Here is an 8,866-nt window from a genome sequence, read left to right on the forward strand (position 1 = left end):
AAAGGTATTCCTTTTGATATCTGTTACTCTATCGAGGAAAATGAATTTAGAGGAAATACCACCCTTCAGCTTAGAATCAAGGATATGAAATTTTCCTGATGCCCGTCCGTTTTTAGTTGCAAAATAATTTTTCCTGAAAAACAGTATCCCCATTTTCTCTGTTGTCGAAGCAATTAATACTTCTTTTTAAATTGAGGGTACAATGACGTAATTGAATTGGATTTATTCATAAATAAATCCTACGGGTTTACTATACGAGCAATTATCGGGACAACTCCTACGGGGTTTAATTATGTCCTGCCTTTCTTTCCCCCGGATAAATCCGGGGGTTATGCACAGGTAGCCCTACGGGCTTGGTTATATATGGATTCAATGCAGAAAATCAATAATATCGTTTTAGGGAAAGTTTTAGATTATCTTCTGCATAATCCCCATTCTTTGGGGTAAAAAAATAGCGCAGAAAGAAAAGGGTCTGCGCTAATTCTTAAATACGTGGGATTTGAATTCCCCATTCTTATCTTTTTCTATAGCCCTGTTGTTTGGCCATTTCTTCCAAACGGGCCTGAAACTTGGATTTCTTTACGGGTTTCTTTTTATTTTCGTGTAATTTCTTCAGAACTTCTTCATCATTTACGTAATGTTTGAATAATGCATTCATTCCAAATGAAATGATGTTTACAAGAAAATAATAGTAGGTCAACGCAGCAGAGAAGCTGTTAAACATGAACATAAACATGACAGGCATAATGTACATCATGGTTTTCATACCTGGCATCTGACTGCTCTGCGCATTATCCTGATCATTAATCTTGATGGAAATTATAGTGGTAACTGTCATCAAAATGGTGAATAAACTCACATGATCGCCATAAAATGGTATGCTAAATGGCAGATTGAGGATAGAATCATAAGTCGACAAATCTTTAGCCCACAGGAACGACTGATGTCTCAACTCTATAGATGTCGGGAAAAACCGGAACATGGCAATCAGGATAGGCATTTGGAGCAAGGCAGGCAAACATCCGCCCATAGGACTTACACCTACTTTCTTGTACAAAGCCATTGTAGCCTGTTGACGTTCCATAGCCTTTTCCTTGGGGTATTTGGCATTTATCTCATCAATCTGAGGTTTCAAAACCCTCATTTTTGCTGTGGATAGATAAGATTTGTATGTCAACGGGAACAAGATCATTTTAATAATGATGGTCAGAATCAAAATGATTATTCCGTATGAACCGATGAAGGTGCCCAGGAAGTTGAAAATCGGGATAATACCAAAACGGTTTATCCACTTGATTATGTTTTTACCTAAGGTAACCAATTCTTCCAAGTCGAGATGATATTGCCTTAATGTTTTGTAATGGTTTGGCCCGAAGTAGAAGGATAACGGAATAGATACCTTATCTTGGTTATTAAACGGGATTCCAATTTCTGACCTGAATCTCTTTAAATATTTTGACTGATCCTTTAAGGTTTCTGCTTTTACTGTGGCATTTGTAAAATAATCATTTGCAATCAGCACAGAAGAAAAGAACTGTTGTTTGTATGCCAGCCATTTGAGCTTTGTAAGATCTTTTGATTCTGCTCCTTTGCTCGAACGGGGATTAAAATAATCCACTTCGTCCTGAAAGAACTTATAGTAAAGTGTCGTATAGTTGCTTTCGTTTTGGGCTCCTTTTTCAAGCCGTGGAACAAACACATCCCATTTCAAATCCAGGGTATTTTGATTCGCCGGGAATACTTTGTTCATTCCCTGCAGGTTGATTTTAAAATTAACCATATAGGAATTGGGTGCAAGGGAGTAAACGTATTCAATGTAACGGCTTTTGGTACTATCCGCATACAAACGCATTTTTACCTCACGGGAGGTTTGGGTGACTACCTGGTTTTTCTCTGTGGTAGTAGGAGTAAAGAACAGTTGATTGGTCGAAATGGAACGGTTTTGAGCAAAGAAATTAAGCCCAAATGTGGTGGAATCCCCATTAAATAAAACCAGCGGCAAATTATCGTAGGTGCTGTATTTCTTTAACTGTGCGGAATATATCCTTCCCCCTTTTGAAGAAATGACAAGTTTTACTAAATTGTTTTCGAGGGAAACATATGATTTCTCGCCTTCAGCAGCCTGTGCAAAACCTCCGTATAAACTTTGAAGATCTTGTTTTTTTGTGGAATCTTTCTGCGTTGCCAGTGCCGCTGCTTTTGCGCTTTGTCCCTGAATATTCTTTTGGGCTTCCTGAATCCTTACTTTTTCTATTGAATCCTGCTGGCGTTTGGCCAATTCCAGCTGTTGTTTGCTCGGTTTGCTTAAATAACCAAAAAATATTAAAATGAGGGTAATCAGAATAATCCCAATTACTGAATTTCTATCCATACTAAAATTTCTCTCTAAAATTATAAATAAAACAACAACACTATATTAAAATTGCATGATCTTCATTAACTCAAAGTTGCTTTTACAAATTCGACAAAAAGCGGATGGGGTTTAACTACTGTACTGCTGTATTCGGGATGAAATTGAACACCCACAAACCATTTGTGTTTTGGTATTTCAATGATTTCAACCAATCCTGTATCAGGATTAACCCCTGCAGCGATCATACCTGCTTTTTCGAAATCTTCAAGGTATTGGCTGTTGAATTCGTAGCGATGCCTGTGTCTTTCCTGAATTTCATTTTTATTGTATGCCTGAAAGGCTTTTGTATCTTTTCTGATCACACAGGGATATGCTCCTAACCGCATAGTTCCTCCTTTTTCCACAACCTCTTTTTGCTCTTCCATCAGGTCGATAACCGGATGAGTCGTTAAACGGTCAATCTCTGTGGAATGGGCATCTTCGTAGCCGAGTACATTACGGGCAAATTCAATGACGGCACATTGCATCCCCAGGCAAATACCCAAAAATGGGATATTGTTTTCGCGCGCATATTGTGCTGCAAGTATTTTACCGTCTATCCCCCGGCTTCCAAAACCAGGAGCAACCAATATCCCTTTGAATTCTTTAAGGATTTCCTGGTAGTTTTCCCTGTTTATTTTTTCTGATTGTATCCTGACCACATTTACCTTGCAATCATTTTCTGCTCCGGCATGAATGAATGATTCGGCAATACTTTTATAGGCATCCGGAAGTTCAACATATTTGCCCACCAAAGCGATTTTAACTTCGCTTTTGGGATTTTTAACCTTTGTTACAAACTGGCGCCATGCTTTTAAGGCAGCAGGTTCACCTTCGGGCAGGCCCAATTTGCGGATCACTGTTGAATCCAGTTGCTCCTTTTGCATGATGAGCGGAACCTCATAAATGGTAGGCGCATCAATGGATTCAACAACCGAATGGATATCCACGTTGCAAAACAATGCTACTTTTTTGCGTACATCGGCCGTAAGGGTTTTCTCTGTCCTTAATATAACAATATCAGGTTGTATCCCATTTTCAAGTAATTCTTTGACGGAATGCTGGGTGGGTTTGGTCTTTAATTCCCCTGAAGCTTTAAGAAAAGGGACTAATGTCAGATGTATCATCACACAGTTGGATGGGCCCAATTCCCATTTCAACTGACGGACAGCTTCAATATAGGGCAGGGATTCTATATCACCTACTGTCCCTCCAATTTCGGTGATGACAATATCGAATTTGTTTTTGGCTCCAAGAAGTTTGATCCTTCTTTTTATTTCATCGGTCACATGCGGAATTACCTGTACGGTTTTGCCCAGGTAATCTCCTTTACGTTCTTTGTTGATAACAGACTGGTAAATAGAGCCTGTAGTTACATTATTCGCCTGTGAAGTTGGGACATTGAGAAAACGTTCATAATGTCCCAAATCCAGATCGGTTTCGGCACCATCTTCTGTTACGTAACATTCTCCGTGTTCGTAAGGATTTAATGTCCCAGGATCGACATTCAAATAGGGGTCAAGTTTCTGAATAGTAACGGCATATCCACGTGCCTGCAATAATTTTGCCAGTGAAGCTGACAATATGCCTTTCCCCAAAGAGGAAACAACTCCACCTGTTACAAATACATATTTAGTTGGTGTCACAATGCAATAAAATAATTAATAATGGCCGCAAAGTAACGAAAATATTTCCAGAAATTGACTACTAATTGCGATGATTATTCAATGTCCAGATTGTCAATCATTTTTATCTTTTCTTTCAGCATCTTGATCTCTTTTTTTGAATTTTCGATTTTTAGATTCACTTCATTGATCATAGATTCTGCATTCTTAGTCTTGGCAAAAAATCCTATATTGTTTTCCAGGGTAACAATGTCATTTTGTAACTGGCTCAACCTGTTCATGAATTTGTCCCTTTCCTGGTTCAGCTTGTGATTGTTTTGGTGCTGTGCCGACAGGTTATCTATCTTGTTTTTAAATTTAAGCAGGTTCTTTTTCGATTCATCAATTTTCAAACTGTCGAAAAGCTTGTTGATGGATTCCCTGTATTTGGTTTGAATCTCTTCCTTATCCCTGAGTGCCACATAGCCGATTTCTGACCATTCTCTCTGGAATTCTTTCAGCTTGTCGAAATTCTCTTCAACCTTTTCAGATAGCTGATAATTCCCAATGCGGCTGATCAGATCAAGTTTCTTCTGTTTGTTCTCTTCATATTTGCTGTCCACACCCGAGAAATATTCGGCCTTGTTTTTGAAGAAAATATCACAGGCTGCCCTGAATCTTTTCCATATGGTATCTGAATATTTTCTGGGCACCGGTCCGATTTCCTTCCATCTTTTCTGTAAATTGATGAGGTCTTCGGTAGTCTTTTTCCATTCCGTGCTGTTTTGCAAAGCTTCGGCCTGAATGCAAAGGTCAGTTTTCAGCTGAAGATTATTGGTCTGAACTTCCTTGTTCTTAGCATAGAAATCTCTTTTTCTGCTAAAGAAAATATCACAGGCATTGCGGAAGCGTAAATAAATTTTGTTGTTTTCCTTTTTGGGGGCGAAACCAATAGTTTTCCATAATTTTTGAATCTCGATGATCTCCTTGGTCTTCTCATCCCAAACAACATGGTTGTTTATCTCAAGATTATTTATTTCCTCAATTTTTTCACAAAGAACAGTTTTTGACTCCAGGTTCTTTTTCTGTGATTCTTTGAGCTCCTCGAAGTATTCCTGATGGCGTTTATTGATTTTTGCAGTAGCTTCTTTCAACCTTTCCCAAATGGCTTCCCTCATTTCAGGAGCTACAGGGCCGATTTCCCTCCATTGTTCATGGAATTTCTGAAGCTGGTTAAATGCCTTGACTACTGAAGGTTCCAGAAGCAGTTCTTCTACTTTTTCGCAAATACCGATTTTGGCTTCAATATTTTTCCTGAAATCCAGGTCTCTAAGCTCTTTGTTTATTTTGATGAAATCGTAAAACATTTCCACCGTGTGGTGATAACTTTCCCACAGATTGTTCATGTTTTGCTGAGGCACTAAACCAATGTTGTGCCATTTCTTTTGAAGTTCCCTGAATTCCTGGAAGGTCTGATTTATTGATTCCTTGCGGTTAATCAGCTCCTTTATGTCATCTATGATTTTATATTTTGTAGCAAGATTTGTCTGCTTTTCTTCTTCCAGTTTTTTGTTGAACTCGGATTTGAGTTCTTTATATTTCTTGAAAATTTCTTTTATTGCCAGTTCTGAAGGATCATCTTCAACTTTGAAATCTTCAAGTTGACCGCCCCCTTCAACGAATTCTTTACGCTTTTGCTCGATCTTGGCTTTATGTTTCTTGTAAAAATGAACTTTAATGCTTTCCACATCCTTGCGAATTTCTTCTACATTTTTAGTAGAAACAAGATTGGATAGTATTTTTACCAGTTCCTCTTCAGAATAACCTGAATAATCAGTCAGGTCTGCCTGTTCTTCCACATTATCCGGATCAATATTCTCTTCTTCCTCAGTATTGATTATTTCATCTTTTTCGGATTTTAGTTCCTGAGAATTTGTTGTTCCAGGTTCGGGAATAACATCATGGTCATTTGTAACTTTTAAATCAGCTGCTGCTACCTCCAGGGTATCCTGCTGATTTTTTTCAGACTTTTCAGGGCTATCGACAGGAAGATTTTCTTCCTTAGTTTCGGAGGCATTTTGAGCGCCAGCGAATTGTTCATTACGAACAGAATAATCAGGTTCTTTAGTGTCCATCACCTTTAGTTTTTAAAAAATTTAAAGGTACGAAAATATGTATTTAAGTGCTTAGCTCAAAGTTTTTTTTTAATAAATAAACATTTCTTTTATTTATTTTTATTGGCACTTAAATCATTTTCCTTATAGTTGACCAAAAATAAATTAAGTAAATTTCCCTAAAGATAAAAACGCCTTGAAAAAGGGGAAAATTGCCATGAAAAAAATTATTGGTTACGTGTAAGCAGGAACATAAGTCTCATCGAAATACGGATTACCTGATAAGAGAGCCAATCCTTTAATTTAATCAGCGGAGTTTTATGCCGCTGGTAATCTTCAAGAGTAATATTGACACATTCGTTTGATATGATGTTGTTAAGCATTTCTTTTACCTGACTTGAAAAATTACTGTCGCAAACATTGATGTTGGCTTCAATACTTCCATAATCACTAAGGTGGTTTAAGTTATAGGATCCTATGGTGATCCATTTATCATCCACCGTTCCGATTTTCCCATGAACCACGGAAGTCCGGTATTCAAAAATCTCTATATTATTCCTGAGTAAAAAGCCATAAAGGTAATCTGTGGCACGTTTTACCATATGGACATCAGAGTCGGATCCCAGAATCAGTTTGATTTTAACTCCTCTGCTACTGGCACGCCTTAAAAGGCGCCTTTCAATACGGCCTGGCAGGAAATAGCTGGCTACCAAAATAATGCTGTTTTTCGATTGCCGGATAGCTTCACGATAGCTGTGTGATACTTCAATTTTCCGCCTGTACCAATTGTTTTGGACTGCTTTAGCTTTTATTCCAGGTTCAAAATGTTCTATTTTTTGTGCTATATCATAAGACTTGTCCTTACTGAACATCCTGTTCCATACCCTTTTGCAGATGTCAAGCAGTTCCTTGCAGACAGGGCCTTTTACACTGACTGCGAAGTCCAGCCATGGTTTTTTCCCTCCAACCCCTCTGTATTTATTAGCGATATTAATCCCTCCGACCAATGCCCTATTCCCGTCTGCCAGGATGATTTTGTGATGCAGGCGCAAACTGAACTGAAAACCTTTTGCAGTGAATAGGGGAGCAAACATACGGAAATGAATGTGAGCATGCTTAATTCTTCTGATAAACCTTTTTGATAAACTGTGAGAGCCAAAGGCATCGACCAGTAAATATACATTTACACCTCTTTCAACTGCTGACTTGAGTAAGTTAAATATCTTTTTCCCGGTCTCGTCTTCATCAAAAATATATATTTGTAAGTGTATAAATTTAGTCGCTTGATTGATAAGGTCTTCTAAAGCATTAAAAAATGGTTCACCACTCGTAATCAACTCTATTTGATTCCCATCCAGATACGGCAATGCAACCTTTTTCTTCCGTGACATAACTTTATGTTTTCTTCCAAAGTTATTAAAATATTCCTATCAACTGATAAGCTAAATGCTAAAACTTAAAAATAATCTGGATTCTGACTGCTGTTTTAGTTTTCCCATCAATGGCAGCAGGCCCACTTCCGATGATTTTACTCTGCTCGTATTGAGTTTGGTCATATTTTATATAAAAGTCTGTGCTTTTTAAGGGACTGAATTTGGCCATACAATAAAATCTGGTCCCTTTTGAAAAGACTGAGGGCATTGAAAAAGAATATCTTAAATCATTTTCAAAAGAATAAATACAGGAATAAAATCCATCCGTATCAAAAATTCCATATCGGCAATAAAGGGTGAGCGGTAAATTTTTAAAGCCGTAGATAAAATCCTGATACAAGTAATATCCTTTTTCATGATTGCTCCCTTTGTTGTAATTCACAAGTTCTATACGGCTTCTTAAAAGTAACCTGTAATTTATCCTGCCGGACAGGTGATATCTGAAGTTAAACCTGTTGACTTCTTCCGTAAATGCTATGGATGTGTCAACCGGACTATTTTCCTGCCTCAGTTTATTTTTTATCCTGGCATACATTTGTACGTTGTCAGAAAGGTTGTAATCAACCTGGCACATGTAGCTGTTGCCTGTGGAAGGGTTGTTGACTCTGTATTTCAACCAGGGGAAAGAAAATATGTCGTAGTAGGCGCTGATTTTTAATTTCGTAAAAGGCTGGAAAAATGCCCCTGAATAAAATCCGTTTTCATTCGAATTGGAGGAGTTTTCTCCAAATGCTTTTCCATATAATGCCTGATAATTTTTCTGATAATATCTGTAAAGCAAGGATATTCCCACATTTGAACTGAGATTTATCAGCAGGCCCTGTAATAAGGCTATCCCTCTGGTGTTATTCATTGCAATTTCTCCAAATGCGTGTATTCCGTTAAATTTCAGGATATAATCCAACGAAATTGCAGAATTCTCCTTGCCCCGGAAATAAAAAGTGTTGTAATATTTTGGTTCCGGTTCAATATTTGACCCGAAATGGCTACGGATAAATGTAGATCCTATCCTGAATTTTTCGCTGTTGTACGTGATGTTCCCTCCTGAAGTTTCTTCCCGGAGTGCGTTTTCATTTTCAATTTCTCCCGGAGTGGTATGTAATCCGGTATTTAGGAAAGATGATACGCTAAATACCTTGCCACTTATGCTATCTTTTGAATCTATATTGGCATCTGTCTTTTTATTTGAATAAAACAGGGATAATCTGAAATTTTTTACTGCGAATGTGGCTCCTATTCCGCGAAGGAAAGAGTTCTCATCACTGGAAGTATATTTGCTGATCCCTTCTGATCTTTTGCTTATGCCATAAATATCTGCAGATT

7 protein-coding genes are annotated in these 8,866 nt (G+C 37.8%); 2 read left to right on the forward strand and 5 right to left on the reverse strand.

Annotated features, from left to right (window positions below):
• Window positions 1–18: 18 nt before the first annotated feature.
• Together Q8907_08735 and Q8907_08740 are read left to right on the forward strand one after the other, a co-directional pair.
• Window positions 19–99 carry a hypothetical protein gene (locus Q8907_08735; GenBank protein ID MDP4274349.1) on the forward strand — a complete coding sequence of 27 codons (81 nt, stop codon included), beginning with the start codon at window positions 19–21 and terminating at the stop codon, window positions 97–99.
• A 117-nt stretch (window positions 100–216) separates the two neighbouring features.
• Window positions 217–447 carry a hypothetical protein gene (locus tag Q8907_08740; protein ID MDP4274350.1) on the forward strand — a complete coding sequence of 77 codons (231 nt, stop codon included), beginning with the start codon at window positions 217–219 and terminating at the stop codon, window positions 445–447.
• A gap of 67 nt (window positions 448–514) precedes the next feature.
• Here the strand turns inward: Q8907_08740 and yidC are convergent, their stop codons facing one another.
• The 5 genes from yidC to Q8907_08765 all read right to left on the reverse strand — a co-directional run.
• Window positions 515–2,371 (reverse strand): membrane protein insertase YidC, encoded by a 1,857-nt coding sequence (yidC, locus tag Q8907_08745; protein MDP4274351.1) that lies wholly within the window; start codon window positions 2,369–2,371, stop codon window positions 515–517.
• Between the two features lie 65 nt (window positions 2,372–2,436).
• Complete coding sequence (locus Q8907_08750) at window positions 2,437–4,038, reverse strand: CTP synthase (GenBank protein MDP4274352.1); 1,602 nt, start codon at window positions 4,036–4,038, stop codon at window positions 2,437–2,439.
• A 74-nt stretch (window positions 4,039–4,112) separates the two neighbouring features.
• Complete coding sequence (locus Q8907_08755; GenBank protein ID MDP4274353.1) at window positions 4,113–6,131, reverse strand: DUF349 domain-containing protein; 2,019 nt, start codon at window positions 6,129–6,131, stop codon at window positions 4,113–4,115.
• A 206-nt stretch (window positions 6,132–6,337) separates the two neighbouring features.
• Complete coding sequence (locus tag Q8907_08760) at window positions 6,338–7,501, reverse strand: phospholipase D-like domain-containing protein (protein ID MDP4274354.1); 1,164 nt, start codon at window positions 7,499–7,501, stop codon at window positions 6,338–6,340.
• A gap of 58 nt (window positions 7,502–7,559) precedes the next feature.
• A partial coding sequence (locus Q8907_08765) for a hypothetical protein (protein ID MDP4274355.1) occupies window positions 7,560–8,866 on the reverse strand: 1,307 nt, incomplete at its 5' end.

This window comes from Bacteroidota bacterium (assembly GCA_030706565.1).
In the GTDB taxonomy this organism is placed as follows: domain Bacteria; phylum Bacteroidota; class Bacteroidia; order Bacteroidales; family JAUZOH01; genus JAUZOH01.

What these genes read in the sequence shown, in the direction of transcription:
- yidC (MDP4274351.1), bottom strand. Translation starts at nt 2,371, where the DNA reads ATGGATAGAAATTCAGTAATTGGGATTATTCTGATTACCCTCATTTTA.
- Q8907_08755 (MDP4274353.1), bottom strand. Translation starts at nt 6,131, where the DNA reads ATGGACACTAAAGAACCTGATTATTCTGTTCGTAATGAACAATTCGCT.
- Q8907_08760 (MDP4274354.1), bottom strand. Translation starts at nt 7,501, where the DNA reads ATGTCACGGAAGAAAAAGGTTGCATTGCCGTATCTGGATGGGAATCAA.